This window comes from Paraburkholderia sp. UYCP14C (assembly GCF_004197395.1).
Classification (GTDB): domain Bacteria; phylum Pseudomonadota; class Gammaproteobacteria; order Burkholderiales; family Burkholderiaceae; genus Paraburkholderia.
The window spans coordinates 34540-53469 of sequence record NZ_SELS01000032.1 but is presented as its reverse complement, the minus strand read 5'-3'; the positions used below and the strand labels follow the sequence as shown (position 1 = coordinate 53469).

The window sequence follows — 18930 nt, the reverse complement described above, 5'->3', positions numbered from 1 at the left end:
CACGTAGAGCGCTGAAAAACGCTTACTGGCTAAACAGGCGTCGCGTCGCCGGCGAACCCGCCGGAATACCCGCCTGTTCGAGCTTCGCGTACAGCGTCATCAACTGTTTTTCGATCGCGAGCAGCGCGCTTTCCGGCAGCGGCCGGCGACCGTCGTCAACCACGCGTCCGCCGATGCGCTCGGCCAGCGACTTCGCGTAATCGCACATCAGACGAAACGGCAGGATGTCTTCGTCGGCGACCGGCACGTCGAGCACCAGCGTGATCATCTCGCCGCCCTTGTACGTGAGGTCGTCGCGCAGGAAGTTGGTGTCGCCGAACTGCAGCATGAACACCGGGCTTTGCCGCGAGTCGAGCTTGACGAAGCGCGTACCGTCGCGCGACAGCAGCAGCCCGTCCTGCGACGCGACCGCCTGCACGTAGTTGGCCGACCACGGCGCGCCGTCCGACAGCACGTTGATCGACAACTGCGCGTCGCACTGCGCGGCGAAGCCGTCGAGCTCGCGCGCCATCGCGACGGTTTCGAGCATGTCGGGGAATTCCGGCGCCGCGTCGAGCGCGTCGGCGAACTGCTGCACGCCGGTCACAAACTCGGAAAATTCGAGCTCGTTGAGTGCGCCGCTGCGGTTCGCGAGCTGCGCGGCCGCGCGCAGTTCTTCGTAGCGGGTGCCGTTCTGCAGCAGCTCCCATGCGCCGCCGCCTTCGGGCTTGCCTTCGATATGCACCGGCTTGCTGCCCGCGCGACGCAGGCGCTGCGCGAGCGGCAGCACCTTGTCGCCGGCCACGGGGCCGTTCAGCCGGATCGGCACGATACAGTCGATGCGCCGATCGACGATCGCGGGCGGCGCCGACGAAATCGTCGTGGCGGCCGGCAAGATGGGTTCGACGCGCTCGTGCTCGGCGGACGCCGGCTGGGCCGCGGGCGCTTCGGCCGCGGAGCGCTCTGCGTTCGCGCCCGGCGCTGCTGCATGCTCGCCTGCGCCGACGGTGTCGGCATCTGCCGGCGGATAGCCGTTCGGCGACGTCATCTCGGCCTGGATATCGGCCGGTGTATCGAGCGGCGCGGCACCCATGGCGGCGCCCGCGCCGAAGGTCGGCTCGACGCGCGCGGCGGTCGGGTCCGCGGCCGCCTCGGCGCTCACGCTCGGCTCGCGCCGCGTGGTCGGCCGGGCCGGCTCGATGAACGGGCTCTGCTCCTCATGCTCGTCCCGCGCAAAGCTCTCGGCGGTGTCGGCCGGCATCGGCCGCGGCATCTTGCGGCGCACCTTCGCGCCCTGCCACGCGTTGTACACGACCACGCCCCCGACCACCACGGCACCCGCGCCGATCAAACCGAGTGTCAACTCGTCCATGCATGCTCCATCAGCAATTCTTTTATCCGCGCGGGCCTCTGATCCGCTCCACGTACCGCGCGGCACTCATCGAAGCCGCTGCGCTGGATGCGGATGCCCGCGAAGGCGTTAACTCAAACGATATTCTGGGCGAAACCCGCCGCCGTTTCCATGTCGACCGCGACGATCCGCGAGACGCCCTGCTCCTGCATCGTCACGCCGATCAGTTGCTGTGCCATTTCCATCGCGATCTTGTTGTGCGAGATGAACAGGAACTGCGTTTTGTCCGACATCGCCCGTACCAGATTCGCGAAGCGCTCGGTGTTGGCGTCGTCGAGCGGCGCGTCCACTTCGTCGAGCAGACAGAACGGCGCCGGATTCAGCTGGAACATCGCGAACACCAGCGCGGTCGCGGTCAGCGCCTTCTCGCCGCCCGACAGCAGGTGAATCGTCGAATTCTTCTTGCCCGGCGGCTGCGCCATCACCTGCACGCCGGCGTCGAGAATTTCGTCGCCGGTCATGATCAGCTTCGCCTGGCCGCCACCGAACAGACGCGGGAACAGCTCGCCGAAATGACGGTTCACTTCGTCGAACGTGCTTTGCAACAGCGTGCGCGTTTCGCCGTCGATCTTGCGGATCGCGTCTTCGAGCGTTTCGATCGCGCTCGTCAGGTCGGCCGACTGCGAATCGAGGAAGCTCTTGCGCTCGGTCGCGGCCTTCAGCTCGTCGAGCGCGGCCATGTTGACCGGCCCGAGCGCGATGATCGCGTTGTTGATGCGCGTGACTTCGCCCTGCAGGTACGACGGCTTCATGTCCGGCGTCAGCTTGGCTTGCAGCTCGGTTTCATCGACCCCGGCCGCGGCCAGCTGCTCGACGAACTGCTCGCCGTTGATGCGCGCGGCCTGCTCCTTCAGCTGCAACTCGTTGATGCGGTCGCGCAGCGGCTGCAGCGCGCGCTCGGCGGTGAGGCGCGTTTCGTCGGCCGCGCGCAGCTTCGCGGTCAGGTCGTCGAGTTCGACGCGCGCGGCGCGCAGCGCCTCTTCCTTGACCGCGCGGATGTCGAGCGCGTCCTGCAGACCGGTGTGCGCGGTCTGCTCGTTGATCGTTTCGAGCTCGGCGCGCGCGTCTTCGAGTGCGCCGGCGACGCGCTCGCTCTGCTCGTGCGCGACCTGGATGCTGCGCTTCAACTCGTCGATCCGATTCGCCATGTTGCGCGCGGCGAAGCGCGCGTCGGTGGCGGCGCGGTCCAGATCGCGCACTTCACCGCGGGCGCTCGTCAGTTCTTCGTCGAGCGCTTCGAACGCGAGCTGGTGGTCTTCGAAGCGCGCCTGCAGCTCGGCGAGCTCGCCGTCGTGACGCTCGAAGTTCGCCTCCGATTCCGCGCGCAGCGCACGCTGCTCGTCGATCTGCGCGGCGATCTCTTCGAGTTCCTCGCGAATCTGCGTGCTGCGCTGCGTGTAGCGCTCGTGCGCCTGGGTGAGCTTGAGCACGTCCATCTGCAACGCGTGCACCCGCTGCGTCGCGCGTTCGGCCTGCTGGCGCATCTCGGCGAGCGCCTGCGCGGCTTGCGTATGCGCGGCTTCGGCGCGGATCGCGGCGGCCTTCGCCTCGTCGGCGAGCAAGGCCTGCGCGCGTACCTGGCGGCCGAGGTTTTCGATTTCCTGCTGACGCGCGAGCATGCCCGCCTGCTCGGAATCGGCCGCGTACAGCTGCACGCCGACGCGCGTGACCACGTGCCCCGCCTTCACGACGAACGCGCCGCCCTCGGGCAACTGCGCGCGCATCGACAGCGCCTGCTGCAGATCGTCGGCGACGAACGCGAGGCCGAGCCAGTCGTTCAGCACCGCGCGGATGCCCGCGTCCTCGATGCGCACGAGCGACAGCAGCGAGCGCAGCGCGCCCGCCGCCGGAGCCGGCTGACCGGCCGCCGGCGGCGCGTAGAACGCGAGCTTGGCCGGTGGCGCGTCGGTGGCGAACGCCTTGACCCAATCGAGATTCGACACTTCCAGCGCGGCGAGCCGCTCGCGCAGCACCGCTTCGAGCGCGGTTTCCCAACCGGCCTCGACATGCAGCTTCTTCCACAGACGCGGCAGGCTGCCGAGCTCGTGCTTGTCGAGCCACGGCTGGATCTTGCCTTCGGTCTGCACGTTTTCCTGCAACTGCTTGAGCGCGGCGAGGCGCGCGTCGAGCTGATGGATCTGCGCGCTTTCGGCCTGCACGCGCTCCTGCGCGGCGCGGCGTTCGCCGTCGAGCCGCGGCAGTGTTTCCTGCGCGTCGGCGAGGCGTCCCTGCGCGTCGTGAAGGATTTCTTCGTGCTCGGCGAGCTGCATGCGCAACTCTTCGAGCTGTGCTTCGTCGGGCGCGTCGAGGCCGCCTTCCTCCGATTTCAGCCGCTCGTGGCGTTGCTGCAGCTGCTGCAACTGCTGATCGGCATTGCGCTGATGCGCAGCTTCGAGCTTGAGCGCCTGCTCGGTCTGCGCGATACCGCCGCGCTCGGTGTTCAGCTCGGCCTGGGCGTCGCGCCAGCGCGCTTCGAGCGCGGGCAGCGCGTCGTGCTTCGCGGCGGCGTCCTCTTCGGCGAGCACGGCTTTTTCCTCGGCGACGGCCAGTTGCTCTTCGGCGTCGGCGATATCGTCCTGCGCCTTGTCGGCCTGCGACTGCCACTGCTCACGCTGCGCCGTGAGCGCGGCGATCTGCGCCTGCACGCGGTTGCGCGATTCGACGATGAAGCGGATCTCGGCTTCCAGCCGGCTCACTTCCGCGTTCGCTTCGTACAGCGCGCCCTGCGCGCCCTGCATCGCGTCGCTCGCCGAGTAATGCGCGACGCGCAGCGTTTCGAGTTCCAACTCGACTTCGCGCAGCTTCGCGGTTTGCGCCTCGAGGTCGATCTGCGCCTGCTCGATCGCGCGTTGCTGGCGCTGCTGCTCGCCGGCCGCCTCGTTCTTGCGCAGCAGCCACAACAGACGCTGCTTTTCCTCGCCGTCGCCTTGCAGCTCGCGATAGCGTGTCGCGACGACCGCCTGCCCCTCCAGCTTCTCGAGATTCGCGCCGAGCTCGCGGACGATGTCCTCGACGCGCGTCAGGTTCTCGCGCGTGTCGTGCAAACGGTTCTCGGTCTCGCGCCGGCGCTCCTTGTACTTCGACACGCCGGCGGCTTCTTCGAGGAACACGCGCAGCTCTTCGGGCTTCGCCTCGATCAGCCGCGCGATCATGCCCTGCCCGATGATCGCGTACGCGCGCGGGCCGAGGCCGGTGCCGAGGAAGATGTCCTGGATGTCGCGGCGCCGCGCCGGCAGATTGTTGATGTAGTAGCTCGAGGTGCCGTCGCGCGTCAGCACGCGCTTCACGGCGATCTCCGCATACTGCCCCCACTGACCGGCGGCGCGGCCGTCCGCGTTGTCGAACACGAGTTCGACACTGGCGCGGCTGCCGGGCTTGCGGGCGGTCGAGCCGTTGAAGATCACGTCCTGCATCGACTCGCCGCGCAATTCAGAGGCGCGCGATTCGCCGAGCACCCAGCGCACCGCGTCGATGATGTTGGATTTGCCGCACCCGTTCGGTCCGACCACGCCGACTAACTGGCCTGGGACCTGGAAATGCGTGGGATCGACGAAGGATTTGAAGCCAGCGAGTTTGATCGAGGTGAGCCGCACGGCGATTTCGCTGTTTGAAAAGAGAGTGTGATAGGTGGCTCGCGAGGTTGCGCCGGTCGTTCTCCGCCTCGGCGGGACGGCCCCACGCAACCTCGCGAGCCTTCGCATTTTGGTCGCCGGCTGCATGCGCTCATGCACACCTCGTGCACATCTGACGCACCCGCAGGTGCGCACGCGCCGGCTAATGAGGGGGAATCATACCATCGCGCGTGGACGATTCTTACCGCCCTTTCGGTGGTCGTCACCGTCGCCGTCGCGGCCGTGTCCGCTGCCTTGTTCGCCGTCGTCGCCGTCGTGCTCGCCGGGCGGGTCCGTCTCGCCGATGGCGGGATCGGGCGGCGCCGTCTTCGTGCGATGCACCCAGCTCGACAATGCCGATGCAAGTACGATGCACGCGCCGCCGGCCCATTCACGCGGCCCGGGTACTTCGCCGGCGAACAGCCACGCCGACAACGCCGTCACGACGAGCTCGAACAGCATGATGATCGACGCGCGATTGGCCGGCACCCGCGACAGCCCGTACTGCACCAGCATGTTGTTGGACGCGAGCAGCAGACCGAGACCCAGCACCAGCAGCGCCGCGGTACCCAGGTGCGCGCCGACGGGCGGCGCGGGCATCGGCTCGAACAGCGACGCGAGCGCACCGAACAGCGCCGCGCCGCCGAAGATCACGCCGGTGCGCATTTCGGGCTTCATGTCAGGCAGCACGCGGCTCGTCTTCAGAATCAGCACATTGCTCATCGCGAAGCCCATGCCGCCGGCGAGACCGGCCCACTCGGCCGGATTGCCGGGCACCGGTATGCCCAACTGCGGCGACCACAGCATCGTCATCGCGCCCGCGAGCGACAGCGCGGCCAGCGCCGCGCCCGACCAGGTGAGCCGCTCGTGCAGGATGAAATGCGCGAACAGCGCGGTCCACGCGGGCGTCAGATAGAACAGCAGCAGCACGCGCATCACCTGACCGTGGATCGCGCCCCACACGAAGCCGAGATTGGTGACGCCCGCGGCGAGCGCGAGCGCCGGCAGCAGCCAGTGCCACCGCACGGTCTTCAGCGCGCGATGCCGCACGACCAGCACGAACAGGCAGCCGGTGCCGCTCGTGAGCGCGCTCGCAGCCGTGCCGGTCACGCCGAGTGCCGCGAGCATGCGCAGCGGATACCAGACCATCCCCCAGACCGATGCGCCCAGCATGATCGCGAGCGTCGGCCAGCCGTTGCGAAGCCAGTTGGTCATGGGGCTGGGCTCCGAGGGGCGTCGTGGGTGGTTCGCGCGAGGACCCGGCCATGTTGGCCGTGCGTTTCGTGGGCGGTTGTCGCGGCCAATCCGTCGCCCGCCCCGATGGCCGCCTGCCTCGTGATGCCGTCGGCCGCGTTCGCACCGGCGAGGACGCTTGTCTCCTGAACTGCTGCGTTCATTGCTGCTCCTGCGTATTCTTTTTGCGCGCCCCGTGGAGGGATCGCGCCGTTCCCGCTACTACGCACATGTGCTCCGCCTCGCGGGTTGCGCCGGCGCCGCGCGTCAAGCTCCGGTATTGTCCGCGGGCCGCCGCGCCTCAAGCGCGCCACGCTATAATCGTCCGTTCGCCGCCGCTGGCGGCCGGCTCGTCGCCGGCCAGTTCATCGCGCGCAGGGATGCCGATTCATTCATGTTTGATGCACCGCCGCCCGCCGGCGCGCGTGCCCGGTTGTCCCGCCTTTCATTCGCGTCCATTCCGATCAGGCCATTTCGTCCGTGAATCCGCTACTCGACTCCCTTCAGCCCTATCCGTTCGAAAAGCTGCGCCTGCTTTTCAAGGACGTTACGCCGCCGGCCGGCCTCGCGCATATCAGCTTCGGCATCGGCGAGCCGAAACATCCTACCCCGCCGCTGATCCGCGACGCGGTGATCGATTCGCTCGGCGGCCTCGCCGCGTATCCGGCCACGCTCGGCTCGGCGCCGCTGCGCGAGTCGATCGCGAAATGGGTTACGCAACGCTACAACCTGCCGCCGCTCGATCCGCTGACCGAAGTGCTGCCGGTGGCGGGCTCGCGTGAGGCGCTGTTCGCGCTCGCGCAAACGGTGCTGAACCCGCGCCGCGATGCTGACAACGAGCCTGCGATCGTACTCTGTCCGAACCCGTTCTACCAAATCTACGAAGGCGCGGCGCTGCTCGGCGGTGCCCAGCCGTACTTCGTCAACAGCGACCCGGCGCGCAACTTCGCGTGCGACTACTCGGCGGTGCCCGCCGACGTCTGGGCCCGCACGCAACTGCTGTACGTGTGCTCGCCGGGCAACCCGACCGGCGCCGTGCTCACGCTCGACGACTGGCGCGAGCTGTTCGCGCTATCGGACCGCTACGGCTTCGTGATCGCGTCGGACGAGTGCTACTCGGAAATCTATTTCGACGAGTCGAAGCCGCCGCTCGGCGGTCTCGAGGCGGCGCACAAGCTCGGGCGCGGCTTCGAGCGCCTCGTGATGCTGTCGAGCCTGTCGAAGCGCTCGAACGTGCCGGGCATGCGCTCGGGCTTCGTCGCCGGCGACGCCGCGATTCTCAAGGCGTTCCTGCTGTACCGCACGTATCACGGCACGGCGCTTTCCACCGTGTTCCAGAGCGCGAGCGTGGTCGCGTGGAGCGACGAGACGCACGTGCGCGAGAACCGCGCGAAGTACCTGCAGAAATTCACGACCGTCACGCCGATGCTCGCCGACGTGCTCGACGTGCGCCTGCCCGACGCCGCGTTCTACCTGTGGGCCAACGTCGAGCGCGCCGGACTCACGGACACCGAGTTCGCCCAGCGCCTCTACGCCGACTATAATGTGACGGTTCTGCCGGGCTCGTTCCTCGCGCGCACCGCGCACGGCGTGAACCCCGGCCGCAATTTCGTGCGCCTCGCGCTCGTCGCCGACGTCGACGAATGCACGCAAGGCGCGCAGCGGATCGTCGAATTCTGCCGCTCGCTCGGTGGCAAACCGAGGGCAGCCTAAGCCTCGCCTGAACCACCCGGCATCCCCTTCTTCAGACTTCAACCCTTCAGAAAATCACGCATATGTCGCAACAACTTCAGAGCATCATCGATACCGCCTGGGACAACCGCGCCGAGCTGTCGCCGAAGGCCGCGCCGGCCGAAGTGCGCGAAGCCGTCGCCCACGCGATCGAGCAACTCGACAAGGGCGCGCTGCGCGTCGCCGAAAAGAAGGATGGCGACTGGGTCGTCAACCAGTGGCTGAAGAAGGCCGTGCTGCTGTCGTTCCGTCTGGAAGACAACGCGCCGATGCCGGCCGGCGGCTACAGCCAGTTCTACGACAAGGTGCCGTCGAAGTTCGCCAACTACACCGCTGAAGACTTCGCCGCCGGCGGCTTCCGCGTGGTGCCGCCCGCGATCGCGCGCCGCGGCTCGTTCATCGCGAAGAACGTCGTGCTGATGCCGTCGTACACCAACATCGGCGCCTACGTCGACGAAGGCACGATGGTCGACACGTGGGCCACCGTCGGTTCGTGCGCGCAGATCGGCAAGAACGTGCACCTGTCGGGCGGCGTCGGTATCGGCGGCGTGCTGGAGCCGCTGCAGGCGAACCCGGTCATCATCGAAGACAACTGCTTCATCGGCGCGCGCTCGGAAGTCGTCGAAGGCGTGATCGTCGAGGAAAACTCGGTGATCTCGATGGGCGTGTACCTCGGCCAGAGCACCAAGATTTACGACCGCGAAACCGGCGAAGTCACGTACGGCCGCATTCCGGCAGGCTCGGTCGTGGTGGCGGGCAACCTGCCGTCGAAGGACGGCTCGCACAGCCTGTACTGCGCGGTCATCGTCAAGAAGGTCGACGCGAAGACGCGTGCGAAGGTCGGCCTGAACGAGTTGCTGCGAGGCGACTGATGGCGCGCGGCACCAAAACCGTCGTCTACGGCATTCCGAACTGCGACACCGTGAAGAAGGCCCGTGTGTGGCTTGAAGAGCACGGCGTCGAGTTCGAGTTTCACGACTTCAAGAAGGCCGGCGTGACCGAGCCGCTCGTGCAGGACTGGCTCAAGGACGTCAAGCTCGACGCGCTCTTGAACCGCCGCGGCACGACGTGGCGCGCGCTGTCCGACGACATGAAGGCGGCCGCGGAAACGCAGCCGGGCGCGATCGCGCTGATGATCCACAAGCCGTCGGTGATCAAGCGGCCGGTGCTGGTCGTCAACGGGCGCGTGAAGTCGCTCGGCTTTTCCGCGGATGAGTACGCGGCGCTGTTCGCCTGAGTTTGACCGAGCCCAAGGTAGCAAAGCGCGCGGCCTCGCGCCGCGTCGTTCAAAGGCTGTTGCCGGCTGCGGTGGCTCACCGCGAGCCGGCATTTTTTCATTTCAAAGTGGCTTGTACTGAATCCATGTCCGGCACCCTCGCCCTTACCGAACAACTGATCGCGCGCGCGTCCGTCACGCCCGACGACCAGCATTGCCAGCGTCTGCTGATCGAGCGCCTGGCCGCGCTCGGCTTCGAGCACGAGACGATCGAATCCAACGGCGTGACCAACCTGTGGGCCGTCAAGCGCGGCGTCGACGGCGCGCAAGGCAAGCTGCTCGCGTTCGCCGGCCACACCGACGTGGTGCCGACCGGCCCGCTCGAACAGTGGCGCTCGGCGCCGTTCGAGCCGACCCATCGCGACGGCAAGCTGTACGGCCGCGGCGCGGCGGACATGAAGGCGTCGATCGCCGGCTTCGTCGTCGCGAGCGAGGAGTTCGTCGCGGCCAACCCGAAGCACCGCGGCTCGATCGCGTTCCTGATCACGAGCGACGAGGAAGGCCCCGCCACCGACGGCACCGTCAAGGTCGTCGAAGCGCTGCAACAGCGCGGCGAGCGCATGGACTACTGCATCGTCGGCGAACCGACCTCGAGCGAGCGTTTCGGCGACATGGTCAAGAACGGCCGGCGCGGCTCGATGTCGGGCAAGCTGATCGTCAAGGGCGTGCAAGGCCATATCGCTTACCCGCATCTGGCGAAGAATCCGGTGCACCTGCTCGCGCCGGCGCTCGCGGAACTCGTCGCCGAGCGCTGGGACGACGGCAACGAATACTTCCCGCCGACCACCTGGCAAGTGTCGAACCTCCACAGCGGCACCGGCGCGACCAACGTGATCCCCGGCCATGCGGACGTGATGTTCAATTTCCGCTTCTCGACCGCGAGCACCGTCGAAGGCCTGCAACAGCGCGTGCACGCGATTCTCGACAAACACGGCCTCGAATACGACCTGCAGTGGACCGTGAGCGGCCTGCCGTTTCTCACCCCGCGCGGCGAACTGTCGAGCGCGCTCACGCAGGCGATCAAGGACGAGACCGGTGTGGACACCGAGCTGTCGACCACCGGCGGCACCTCGGACGGCCGCTTCATCGCGCGCATCTGCAAGCAGGTGATCGAGTTCGGCCCGCTGAACGCGAGCATCCACAAGATCGACGAACATATCGAAGTCGCCCATATCGAGCCGCTGAAAAACGTGTATCGCCGCGTGCTCGAACAACTGATCGCGTAACCAGGAACCTTGCGATGACGCTTCCTTTCTGCACCGTCCGCGACCTGCTGCGTTATGCAGTGTCGCGTTTCAGCGAGGCCAAACTGTCGTTCGGCCACGGCTCGGCCAATGCCTACGACGAAGCCGCCTATCTGATCCTGCACACGCTGCATCTGCCGCTCGACCTGCTCGAGCCGTTTCTCGACGCGCGCCTGACCACGGCCGAAATCGAGGCGGTGCTGAACGTGATCGAGCGACGCGCCGCCGAACGCGTGCCGGCCGCGTACATCACGCACGAAGCGTGGATGCACGGCTATCGCTTTTACGTCGACGAGCGCGTGATCGTGCCGCGCTCGTTCATCGGCGAGCTGCTGCAGGACGGCCTGCAGCCGTACGTCGAGGACCCCGAGCAGGTCGGCGCGGTGCTCGAACTGTGCACCGGCTCCGGGTGCCTCGCGATCCTCGCCGCGCACGCGTTCCAGAACGCGGACGTGGACGCGGTCGATCTTTCCGCGCCCGCGCTCGAAGTCGCGACGCGCAACGTGCTGGACTACCACCTCGACGACCGCATCGCGCTGTTCGAAGGCGATCTGTACGCGCCGCTCGCCGAGCGCCGCTACGACGTGATTATCAGCAATCCGCCGTACGTGAACGCCACGTCGATGCAGGAACTGCCGCCCGAATACAAGCACGAGCCGGAGATGGCGCTGGCGGGTGGCGCGGACGGCATGGACATCGTGCGCCGGATCATCGCCGACGCGCGCAACTGGCTGACCGAAAGCGGCGTGCTCGTCATCGAGATCGGCAACGAACGCGAGCACGTCGAGGCGGCGTTCGGCGGTCTCGACCTCGTGTGGCTGTCGACCAGCGCCGGCGACGACAACGTGTTCCTGATCCAGGCCAGCGACCTGCCGGTCTGAGTCCGGCGTGCTTTCCGTTTGAGCGCGCGGCGTGCGCGGCGCCGGCTTGCCGCCGCTCGCAGCGGATCTCGCAAGTGACGCGCACGCCGCGCGCGGTCCGACACAGAGTTTATTAGTACGAGTTTTTGCGCTATTTTTTAGCGCGCATTCTAAGCACGATTGCTTTTGGCGCTTTACATAGCGCAGCGTCAAACCATGGTTTCAAGCGCGGTTCTCGGGCAGGGTTGCGAACCATCGCCGCTACGGCGCAAGGTGATGTCCGCAGCCGCAGCCTGAAGCCGTAGCCCGACGCGTTCGCCGCAGACCACGAAGCGAGCCTGTGCCCGCCTCCGTTTCCTGAACACGGCGCTTCGCCAACCGTTCGCGAGCTTATGACATTCGACCTGCTTCACGTCGGCCCGCTGGTCCTCCTTGCCCATATTCTCGGCATCATCGCGGCCGCTCACGCGATTCTTCATACCCGCACCTCGCAAGGCGCGATTGCATGGGCCGTGTCGCTGGTCGCGATGCCTTATCTGACGCTCGTACCGTACCTGTTCCTCGGCCGCAGCAAATTCGCCGGCTATGCGGACGCGCGTCGCGTCGAGAACGAGCTGCTACGCACGCGCGCGCATCCGCAGGTGTGGGACACGCAGGCGTCGTCGGCCGGGGTGCCGACGCAGCAACTCGGCTCGCGGCTCGTGCAGTCGCTGACGCGCCTGGGCGGCATGCCGTTCCTGCCCGGCAATACCGTGCGCACGCTGGTTAACGGCACGGCGACGTTCGAGGCGATCTTCGACGCGATCCAGAACGCGCGCCGCTATGTGATCGTGCAGTTCTTCATCGTGCGCGACGACGCGCTCGGCGACATGCTGAAAGATGCGCTGATCGCGAAGGCGCAACAAGGCGTGCGCGTGTACTTCCTGTACGACAGTATCGGCAGCTTCGATCTGCCGCACCGCTACGTCGCGGCGCTGCGCGCGGCCGGCATCGACATGCATCCGTTCGCGACGAACCGCCGCTTCGTCAACCGTCTGCAACTGAACTTCCGCAATCACCGCAAGATCGTGTCGGTCGACGGCGAGCGCGCGTTCGTTGGCGGTCATAATGTCGGCGTCGAATATCTGGGCGCGAAGCCGCCGCTGTCGCCGTGGCGGGATACGCACATCGAGGTGCGCGGCCCGGCGGTCGCGAGCATCCAGTTCGTGTTTATCGAAGACTGGTACTGGGCCACGCAGCAGCTGCCCGACTTCGAAGTGCCGCCCGCCGATTCAGCTGGCCAACCCGCGGATACACCCACCGTTGAACGCGCCGCCAACAACATGCACTGCCTCGTGCTGCCGAGCGGCCCGGCCGATAAACAGGAGACCTGCTCGCTGTTTTTCGTCGAAGCGATCAACGCGGCGCGCGAACGCATCTGGATCACGACGCCCTACCTCGTACCCGACGAAGCGGTGTTCGCCGCACTGCGGCTCGCGGCGCTGCGCGGCGTCGACGTGCGCATCCTGATTCCGAGCCGGCGCGATCATCGCGTGGTGTTCGCGGCATCGAAGCTGTATGCGTACGACTCGCTGCGCGCGGGCATTCGCATCTTCCGCTATCAGCCGGGTTTCCTGCATCAGAAGGTCGTGCTGATCGACAGCAGCGCGGCCGCGATCGGCAGCGCCAATCTCGACAACCGCTCGTTTCGCCTGAACTTCGAGATCATGGTACTGACCGTCGACCGCGGCTTTGCGCTCGAAGTCGAAACGATGCTGCTCGACGACTTCGCCGAGTCGCGCGAAATCGACCGCGACGAGTACCGCAAGTCGAACGCGCTGCGACGCATGCTGATGCACGTCGCGCGGCTTTTTTCGCCGATCCTGTAGGCGTGCCTCGCGCGTGGCACGCGCTCGCCCCTGCTACAGCAGCGCTTCGATATCCGCGGTGATCGCCTCGGGTTTGGTCAGCGGCGCATAGCGCTTGACGACGTTGCCGTCGCGGCCGATCAGAAACTTCGTGAAATTCCACTTGATCTTCTCGAGGCCGAGCAGCCCCGGCGCCTCGATGGTCAGATAGCGGAACAGCGGGTGCGCGTTCGGGCCGTTCACGTCGATCTTGTCGAACATCGGAAACGTCACACCATAGTTCTTCTCGCAGAAGCTGCCGATCTGCGCGGCGTCGCCCGGCTCCTGCTTGCCGAACTGGTTGCACGGAAAACCGAGCACCGCGAGCCCGCGCGCCGCGTACGCGTCATACAGCTTCTGCAAGCCCGCGTATTGCGGTGTGAACCCGCATTCGCTCGCGGTATTGACGATCAGCATCACCTTGCCTTGGTACTTCGTGAGACTCGCTTCCTCGCCGCCGAGCGTGCGCGCCGAAAACGAATAGATCGATGTCATGTGCCCTCCCGTGAAAGCCGTCAGTCTATGCCAAAAGCGCTGCCGATACAGTCGGCCGGATGGCCGATGGCGGCTGCGCGCGAAGTGACAAGCGGGCACAAGCGGGGCAATCGGCGCCGCGCGCCCGGCAACGCGCCGGGCAGTCTAAAATAGCGGTTTTCTTCAGCCGGCCACGTCGTGATCCGCTTCAATCAGTTCAGCCTCGCGCGCGGCACCAAGCCGCTTTTCGACAACACCACGTTCACGTTGAACCCCGGTGAAAAAGCCGGCCTCATCGGGGCGAACGGCGCGGGCAAGTCGACGCTGTTCGCCGTGCTGCTCGGCGAGTTGCACGCGGACGGGGGCGATTTCTCGATCCCGCCGACCTGGCGCATCGCCCACGTCGCGCAGGAAACGCCCGCCGTCGGCAAAACCGCGCTCGCCTACACGCTCGACGGCGACGCCGCGCTGCGCGACATCGAAGCGCGCATCGCGGCCGCCTCCGCGGCGCACGACGGCGCGGCCGAAGCCGAAGCGCACGCCGCGTTCGCCGACGCCGACGGCTACACCGCGCCGGCGCGCGCCGAAGCGTTGCTGCTCGGCCTCGGCTTTACGCTCGACCAGACCCGCGAACCGGTCAGCAGCTTCTCGGGCGGCTGGCGCATGCGGCTGAATCTCGCGCAGGCGCTGATGTGCCGCTCCGACCTGCTGCTGCTCGACGAACCGACCAACCACCTCGACCTCGACGCGATCGTCTGGCTTGAAGACTGGCTGAATCGCTATGCGGGCACGCTGATCGTCATTTCGCACGACCGCGAATTTCTCGATTCCGTCTGCAACGTCACGCTGCATCTCGAGAATCAGCAGATCAAACGTTACGGCGGCAACTACTCTCAATTCGAAGTGCTGCGCGCGCAGCAGATTGCGCTGCAACAGAGCGCGTACGAAAAGCAGCAGCGCACCGTCGCGCATCTGCAGAGCTACATCAACCGCTTCAAGGCGCAGGCCACCAAGGCGCGTCAGGCGCAAAGCCGGGTGAAGGCGCTCGAGAAGATGGAGCTGATCGCCCCTGCGCATATCGCGTCGCCGTTCACGTTCGAGTTCCGTACCCCCGACTCCGCGCCGAATCCGATGATGGTGATGGAAGACGTGCGCTGCGGCTACCACGCGGAAGACGGCAGCGAGATTCCGATCGTCGAGCGCGTGATGCTGTCGATCCAGAACGGTCAGCGCATCGGCCTGCTCGGCGCGAACGGCCAGGGCAAGTCGACACTGATCAAGACGCTCGCGGGCACGCTCGAACCGTTGAGCGGCCACGTGCGTGAAGGCAAGGGGCTGCGCATCGGCTATTTCGCGCAGCATCAGCTCGAAACGCTGCGCCCCGACGACACCCCGTTGCAGCACCTCGCACGCCTTGCGCCCGATACGCGCGAGCAGGAACTGCGCGACTTCCTCGGCAGCTTCAACTTTTCCGGCGACATGGCGACCGCGAAGATCGCGCCATTCTCGGGCGGCGAGAAAGCCCGCCTCGCGCTCGCGCTGATCATCTGGCAGAAGCCGAATCTGCTGCTGCTCGACGAGCCGACCAATCACCTCGACCTCGAAACGCGCCACGCGCTGACGATGGCGCTCGCGCAATTCGAAGGCACGCTGATCCTGGTGTCGCACGACCGGCATCTGCTGCGCGCGACGACCGATCAGTTCATGCTGGTCGCCAAGCACCGTCTGCAGGAGTTCGACGGCGATCTCGACGACTATCGCGACTGGCTGCTGCAGCATGCGGCCGAGCAGCGCGCGGCGCTGAAGGGGAATGCTTCCGGTACATCAGACGCAGCATCGAACGGCGCGGCCAATGGCGACGGCAACGTCAATCGCAAGGAACAGCGCCGCCTCGAAGCGGAAACACGGCAGAAGCTCGCGCATCTGAAAAAGCCGCTGCAAAGCCGCATCGCGAAGATCGAAAAGGAAATGGACGCGCTCAACGCGGAGAAAGCGACGCTCGATGCATTCGTCGTCGATCCCGCGAGTTACGAGCCGGAGCAGAAGAGCAAACTGACGGAGGCGATCCGCCGTCAGGCAGACGTGAACGCGCGCCTCGACACGCTCGAAGCCGAATGGCTCGAGACGCACGAGGAACTCGAACAGATCGGCTAGCGGCACGCAACACCCGGGCCGCGCCGGCATCCACGGGAGCTTGGCTTTGTCATTTGCGAACTCGTCGTTCGGCTCATCGGCCTCGGAATCGGCTCCAGAATCCGCGGCTGCACCGGCCACGGAGATCCCCCCGCCATTGCAGGGACTGCGCGTGCTCGACCTCACGCGCCTGCTGCCGGGTCCGGTAGCCGCGCTGCGCCTCGCCGAGCTCGGCGCCGACGTGCTGAAGATCGAAGCGCCCGGCGCGGGCGATCCGACGCGCACGATGATGCAGTCGTCGAGCGACCGTGTCGCGGGCCGGCCCGGCGCGTTCTACCGGATGGTCAATCGCGGCAAGCGCGAGACCCGCCTCGACCTCAAATCCGAAGCGGGACGCCACGTGCTGCGCGCGCTCGCGGCCGAAGCCGACGTGCTGATCGAGAGCTTTCGGCCCGGCGTGATGGAGCGGCTCGGCCTCGGCTATGGGACGCTCAGCGCGGCCAATCCGCGGCTCGTCTATTGCGCGATCAGCGGATATGGCGCGAGCGGTCCGTTCGCGGACCATGCCGGTCACGACCTGAACTACATCGGCTATGCGGGTGTGCTCGATCAACTGGCGAGCCGCGACGGTACGCCGATCCTGCCCAACTTCCAGATCGCCGATCTGCTCGGTGGCGCATTAAGCGCGGTCACGCAGATTCTCGCCGCGCTCTGGCACGTCGGGCGTGGCGGCGCGGGCCGCTTCGTCGATGTATCGATGACGCACACGAGCTATGCGCACAACTTCGTCGCGCAAGTGTCCGTGCTCAACGAAGGGGCGGCACCCGCCGCGGGCGATGGTCTGTTGAACGGCGGCGTGCCGTGCTACAACCTGTATCGCACGAGCGACGAGCGCTGGCTCGCGGTCGGCGCGCTCGAATTGAAGTTCTGGGAAACGCTGTGCATGGCGCTCGATCGGCCCGAATGGGCGACGCGTCACTGGAGCCTGGGGCAGGCGATCGGCGGTCCCGATGCGCTGGCGCTCATTCAGGAAGTTGCCAATGTGATCGCGACGCGCACGCTCGGCGAATGGGTGGAACTGCTGGAATCGCTCGATTGCTGCGTGTCGCCGGTGCTGACGCCCGCTGAGGCGGTGCGGCATCCGCTGTTCAATCCGCAAGCGTATGCGGCGGTGGCCGCGAGCGCCGCCGGATCAGACGACGACGGGGCCTAACGCGCGCGGCGCAACCGCGGCGGGGGTGCGTTGAAGATCAAGGCCCGGTGATCGAAGCTCACCGCCGTCAACGGCGGGTCGCGGTCTGCCTCGGCAGCGTTTGGCGCGGCGACTTCTCGTCGTCGTACAGCAGGTGTTTGCGGCCTTCCACATGACGGCTGATCGTGGCACGCACTTCGGCGGCCGTCACGTCTTCTGCCACCACCCGCCGCGAGATCTGCCCCGCGGTGTCGATCCATTCGACGATCCGGCAAGCGCCGCCCCACGGCTGATGAATCGGTGCGGAGACCCGGCAGCCGCGCACCTGGATGTGATGGTCGGCAGCGGTTTCGTGTGACTGTTTCAAGGCGCGATCCTTTTTCGGGCATCAGAAGGGATGCATATCGATACAGCTTAGGAAAAAGGCATGGCGGCCAGGTTACAGCCAATATGGAGATATTTACCGCGCATTACGGGACCGCAAGCGTACAAAGTACTGGCGAGCGGTCCCAGGCCCCGTCTATTCGAGCGTACGGACGCGGTCGATGGCCTGCTCGATGCGTTCGACCGCAATGACCTGTAAGCCTTCGATCGGCTGTTTCGGCGCATTGGCCTTCGGAATCACCGCGACCGAAAAGCCGAGCTTGGCCGCTTCCTTCAGTCGTTCCTGGCCGCGTGGCGACGGCCGGATCTCGCCGGCAAGACCCACTTCGCCGAACACGACGAGTCCCTTCGGCAGCGGCTTGTTGCGCATCGACGAATGAATCGCGAGCAGTACCGAGAGGTCGGCGGCGGGCTCGGAGATCTTCACGCCGCCCACCGCGTTCAGGAACACGTCCTGATCGAAACAGGCGATGCCCGCATGCCGATGCAGCACCGCGAGCAGCATCGCGAGCCGGTTCTGTTCGAGGCCGACCGCGAGGCGGCGCGGATTCGGCGCGTTGGCCGCATCGACGAGCGCCTGCACTTCGACGAGCAGCGGTCGCGTGCCCTCCTGCGTGACCAGCACGCACGAACCCGGCACCGACTGCTCATGCTGCGATAAAAACAATGCCGAGGGATTCGCGACGCCGCGCAAGCCGCGCTCGGTCATCGCGAACACACCGAGTTCGTTGACCGCGCCGAAGCGATTCTTGATCGCGCGCACGAGTCGGTACGACGAGTGAGTATCGCCCTCGAAATAGAGCACCGTATCGACGATATGTTCGAGCACGCGCGGACCCGCGAGCGCGCCCTCTTTCGTGACGTGCCCGACCATGATAATCGTCGTGCCCGACTGCTTGGCGATGCGCGTCAATTGCGCCGCGCACTCGCGCACCTGCGCGACCGAGCCCGGCGCCGACGTCAAAGCATCCGAATAGACGGTCTGGATCGAATCGATCACGGCGACGTCGGGCCGTTGCTCGGCGATCGTCGCCTGAATTTTTTCGAGCTGGATTTCCGCGAGCAATTGCAACTCGCTCGCCTTCGAGCCGGGTTCGAGCAGCGCCAGCCGTTGCGCACGCAACGCGATCTGCGCGCCCGATTCTTCACCGCTGATATAGAGCGCGCGTTTGTCCGCGGCGATTTCCGCGAGCGATTGCAACAGCAGCGTCGACTTACCGATGCCCGGATCGCCGCCGATCAGCACCACGCCGCCCGGCACGAGGCCGCCGCCGAGCACGCGGTCGAAATCGCTGACGCCGGTCGAAAAGCGCGGTACGTCCGACGCGTCGATGTCGGCGAGGCGCCGCACCGGCGTGCTCTTCGCGAGCGACTGGAAACGGTGCGTGGACGGCGCCTCGGCGACCGATTCGACCAGCGTGTTCCACGCCTGACAGGACGGGCATTGACCGGACCACTTCGGCGACTGTCCGCCGCATTCCCCGCAGATGTACAACGTCTTCGCTTTCGCCACGCG

The 18930-nt window shown here is 66.5% G+C and carries 15 protein-coding genes; 9 read left to right on the top strand and 6 right to left on the bottom strand.

The window, feature by feature from the left end:
* Window positions 1–22: 22 nt before the first annotated feature.
* From EVC45_RS26125 to EVC45_RS26115, 3 genes are all read right to left on the bottom strand, one after another.
* Window positions 23–1351, bottom strand: a complete 1329-nt coding sequence (locus EVC45_RS26125) for a cell division protein ZipA C-terminal FtsZ-binding domain-containing protein (RefSeq protein WP_129961118.1) — start codon at window positions 1349–1351, stop codon at window positions 23–25.
* Between the two features lie 113 nt (window positions 1352–1464).
* Window positions 1465–4983, bottom strand: coding sequence for a chromosome segregation protein SMC (smc, locus tag EVC45_RS26120; protein WP_129961117.1), 3519 nt, complete (start codon window positions 4981–4983; stop codon window positions 1465–1467).
* Window positions 4984–5178: 195 nt separating this feature from the next.
* Window positions 5179–6216: a DMT family transporter gene (locus EVC45_RS26115; protein WP_129961116.1), complete on the bottom strand. Its 1038-nt coding sequence runs from the start codon at window positions 6214–6216 to the stop codon at window positions 5179–5181.
* A 157-nt stretch (window positions 6217–6373) separates the two neighbouring features.
* Here EVC45_RS26115 and EVC45_RS26110 point away from each other — a divergent pair, with 157 nt between their 5' ends.
* The 7 genes from EVC45_RS26110 to cls all read left to right on the top strand — a co-directional run bounded on the left by EVC45_RS26110 (window position 6374) and on the right by cls (window position 13213).
* Window positions 6374–6718 carry a hypothetical protein gene (locus EVC45_RS26110; protein ID WP_129961115.1) on the top strand — a complete coding sequence of 115 codons (345 nt, stop codon included), beginning with the start codon at window positions 6374–6376 and terminating at the stop codon, window positions 6716–6718.
* Window positions 6715–7947, top strand: coding sequence for a succinyldiaminopimelate transaminase (gene dapC / locus EVC45_RS26105; RefSeq protein WP_129961114.1), 1233 nt, complete (start codon window positions 6715–6717; stop codon window positions 7945–7947). The genes EVC45_RS26110 and dapC overlap by 4 nt, the downstream gene beginning before the upstream one ends.
* Before the next feature lie 62 nt (window positions 7948–8009).
* Window positions 8010–8837 (top strand): 2,3,4,5-tetrahydropyridine-2,6-dicarboxylate N-succinyltransferase, encoded by an 828-nt coding sequence (gene dapD, locus EVC45_RS26100; protein WP_129961113.1) that lies wholly within the window; start codon window positions 8010–8012, stop codon window positions 8835–8837.
* Window positions 8837–9202 (top strand): ArsC family reductase, encoded by a 366-nt coding sequence (locus tag EVC45_RS26095; protein ID WP_018435509.1) that lies wholly within the window; start codon window positions 8837–8839, stop codon window positions 9200–9202. The genes dapD and EVC45_RS26095 overlap by 1 nt, the downstream gene beginning before the upstream one ends.
* Window positions 9203–9327: 125 nt before the next feature.
* On the top strand, window positions 9328–10467 hold the full coding sequence (dapE, locus tag EVC45_RS26090) for a succinyl-diaminopimelate desuccinylase (RefSeq protein WP_129961112.1): 1140 nt from the start codon (window positions 9328–9330) through the stop codon (window positions 10465–10467).
* A 14-nt stretch (window positions 10468–10481) separates the two neighbouring features.
* Window positions 10482–11366, top strand: a complete 885-nt coding sequence (gene prmB / locus EVC45_RS26085; RefSeq protein ID WP_129961111.1) for a 50S ribosomal protein L3 N(5)-glutamine methyltransferase — start codon at window positions 10482–10484, stop codon at window positions 11364–11366.
* Window positions 11367–11737: 371 nt separating this feature from the next.
* Window positions 11738–13213, top strand: coding sequence for a cardiolipin synthase (gene cls / locus EVC45_RS26080; RefSeq protein WP_129961110.1), 1476 nt, complete (start codon window positions 11738–11740; stop codon window positions 13211–13213).
* A 33-nt stretch (window positions 13214–13246) separates the two neighbouring features.
* Here cls and EVC45_RS26075 read toward each other — a convergent pair whose 3' ends face one another.
* A complete protein-coding gene (locus tag EVC45_RS26075) occupies window positions 13247–13726 on the bottom strand; it encodes a glutathione peroxidase (RefSeq protein WP_129961109.1) in 480 nt (159 codons plus the stop codon).
* 177 nt (window positions 13727–13903) lie between these two features.
* On the opposite strand from EVC45_RS26075, the gene EVC45_RS26070 reads away from it, so the two are divergent.
* Both EVC45_RS26070 and EVC45_RS26065 read left to right on the top strand, forming a co-directional pair.
* A complete protein-coding gene (locus EVC45_RS26070) occupies window positions 13904–15859 on the top strand; it encodes an ATP-binding cassette domain-containing protein (RefSeq protein WP_129961108.1) in 1956 nt (651 codons plus the stop codon).
* 136 nt (window positions 15860–15995) lie between these two features.
* Window positions 15996–17051, top strand: a complete 1056-nt coding sequence (locus EVC45_RS26065; RefSeq protein WP_129961146.1) for a CaiB/BaiF CoA-transferase family protein — start codon at window positions 15996–15998, stop codon at window positions 17049–17051.
* 67 nt (window positions 17052–17118) lie between these two features.
* Here the strand turns inward: EVC45_RS26065 and EVC45_RS26060 are convergent, their stop codons facing one another.
* On the bottom strand, window positions 17119–17397 hold the full coding sequence (locus EVC45_RS26060; protein WP_129961107.1) for a DUF2866 domain-containing protein: 279 nt from the start codon (window positions 17395–17397) through the stop codon (window positions 17119–17121).
* Window positions 17398–17550: 153 nt separating this feature from the next.
* A complete protein-coding gene (gene radA, locus EVC45_RS26055) occupies window positions 17551–18927 on the bottom strand; it encodes a DNA repair protein RadA (RefSeq protein WP_129961106.1) in 1377 nt (458 codons plus the stop codon).
* Window positions 18928–18930 lie beyond the last annotated feature (3 nt).

What these genes read in the sequence shown, in the direction of transcription:
- EVC45_RS26125 (WP_129961118.1), bottom strand. Translation starts at nt 1,351, where the DNA reads ATGGACGAGTTGACACTCGGTTTGATCGGCGCGGGTGCCGTGGTGGTC.
- EVC45_RS26115 (WP_129961116.1), bottom strand. Translation starts at nt 6,216, where the DNA reads ATGACCAACTGGCTTCGCAACGGCTGGCCGACGCTCGCGATCATGCTG.
- dapD (WP_129961113.1), top strand. Translation starts at nt 8,010, where the DNA reads ATGTCGCAACAACTTCAGAGCATCATCGATACCGCCTGGGACAACCGC.
- EVC45_RS26095 (WP_018435509.1), top strand. Translation starts at nt 8,837, where the DNA reads ATGGCGCGCGGCACCAAAACCGTCGTCTACGGCATTCCGAACTGCGAC.
- dapE (WP_129961112.1), top strand. Translation starts at nt 9,328, where the DNA reads ATGTCCGGCACCCTCGCCCTTACCGAACAACTGATCGCGCGCGCGTCC.
- prmB (WP_129961111.1), top strand. Translation starts at nt 10,482, where the DNA reads ATGACGCTTCCTTTCTGCACCGTCCGCGACCTGCTGCGTTATGCAGTG.
- cls (WP_129961110.1), top strand. Translation starts at nt 11,738, where the DNA reads ATGACATTCGACCTGCTTCACGTCGGCCCGCTGGTCCTCCTTGCCCAT.
- EVC45_RS26075 (WP_129961109.1), bottom strand. Translation starts at nt 13,726, where the DNA reads ATGACATCGATCTATTCGTTTTCGGCGCGCACGCTCGGCGGCGAGGAA.